At 70.7% G+C, this 1626-nt stretch carries 1 protein-coding gene; it reads left to right on the forward strand.

Translation table 11 applies throughout. The annotated features are described in order from the left end of the window. Nucleotides 1-1626: condensation domain-containing protein (locus AAF481_20535; protein MEM7483554.1), on the forward strand; the 1626-nt coding region annotated here is incomplete at both ends.

The following is a 1626-nucleotide window of genomic DNA, read 5'->3' on the forward strand; positions in this document are numbered from 1 at the left end:
CGGGCGCCCGCGGCTGATGGTCGAGGCACGATCACCGGCACTGGCACGGATCGAGCTCGGGCGCCTGAGCGAGGTCGACCGGCAAGGTGAAGCCGACCGCCTACGGACCAGCGAGGCCGCCCGCCCCTTTGACCTGGCCCGTGGCCCACTGCTGCGCACCGTGCTCCTCCACCTCGGCCCGGCCGAGCACGTTTTCGTCGCTACCTTCCATCACATCATCACCGACGGCTGGTCGACCGCGATCTTCCTGCGCGAGCTGGTCGACCTCTACGCCGGCGATCAGGACGCCAATCTGCCTCCCCTGCCGGTCCAATATGGCGATTACGCCGCCTGGCAGCGCCGGTGGCTGACCGGGGAGGTTCTCGAGGGTCACCTGGCGTGGTGGCGACGGCGCCTCGGTGGCGACTTGCCACCCCTCGCCCTACCAACCGACCGGCCGCGGTCGAGCGGCCACGACTTCCGTAGCGCGCGCCTGACGCAGCGCTTGCCCGCAGCGACCGCGGAAGCCCTGGTGGCCCTCGGCCAGGATCGAGGCGCGACCCTGTTCATGATCCTGCTCGCCGCCCTTCAAGTGCTCCTCGGCCGCTGGAGCGGCCAGAGCCGGGTCCTCGTCGGCACGCCGATCGCCGGCCGCACCCGACAAGAGATCGAGGGCTTGATCGGTTTCTTCATCAACACCCTGGTGCTGCGCGGCGACCTGGGCGACGATCCGCCCTTCGAAGACCTCCTCGCCCGTACACGCGACGAGGCTCTGGGGGCCTATGCCCACCAGGACGTGCCGTTCGAAAAGCTGGTCGCGGCCCTCGATCCGGATCGCGACCTCGATCGCACACCCCTGTTCCAGGTCTTCTTCAACCTGCTCAATCTGGGCGTCGAGCGCCTGGAGGTCGAAGGTCTGGCCTTCGAAGTTCTACCGGCCGCCGAGCTCGCGGCAAAGTTCGACCTGACGCTCTACGCCGCCGAGGTGGCGGACGAGCTCCGCCTCGACTGGGTCTACAACGCCAGCCTCTTTTCGCACCAGCGCATCGTTGCGCTCACCGAAAGCTACGGCCGGCTGCTGCAGCAAATCGCCGCGGCGCCGGGCCGACGGATCCAGTCCTACTCGCTGCGCGACGAGGCCCTGCTGCCCGACCCGCGCCGGGCCCTGCCACGCCATGGCGGCACCCCTCTCGGCGAGCTGTTCCACGCCAATGTCCGGCGCGGACCGAATCGCCCGGCGGTCACGGACGAGCGGGCGACCTGGACCTACCGCGACCTCGCCGAGCGCAGCGGTGGCATCGCCCGCGCGCTGCAGCGACACGGTGTCGGCCGCGAGCGGGTGGTGGCGATCTACGGCGAGCGCAGTGCCGCGCTGGTGGCCGCGATCCTCGGCGTCGTCGAGGCCGGCGGTGCCTTCCTGCTGCTCGATCCGGCCTATCCCGCGGCGCGCCTGGTCGACTGTCTGAAGCGAGCCGGAATCCACGGCTGGCTGCAGCTGAGCGAGCCACCGGCCGAGCTCGAGGCGGCGGCACGGGAGCTGGCGTCCATCTGCCGCCTGGCGCTGAGCCCGGAGGCGGAGGTCTCGCCGCTCGACACCCCGCCGGTGGACCGTGACGGGGTCCGGACGGACCGCGACGAGGTTCAAAC

The sequence above is a fragment of the Acidobacteriota bacterium genome (assembly GCA_039030395.1).
In the GTDB taxonomy this organism is placed as follows: Bacteria; Acidobacteriota; Thermoanaerobaculia; order Multivoradales; family JBCCEF01; genus JBCCEF01.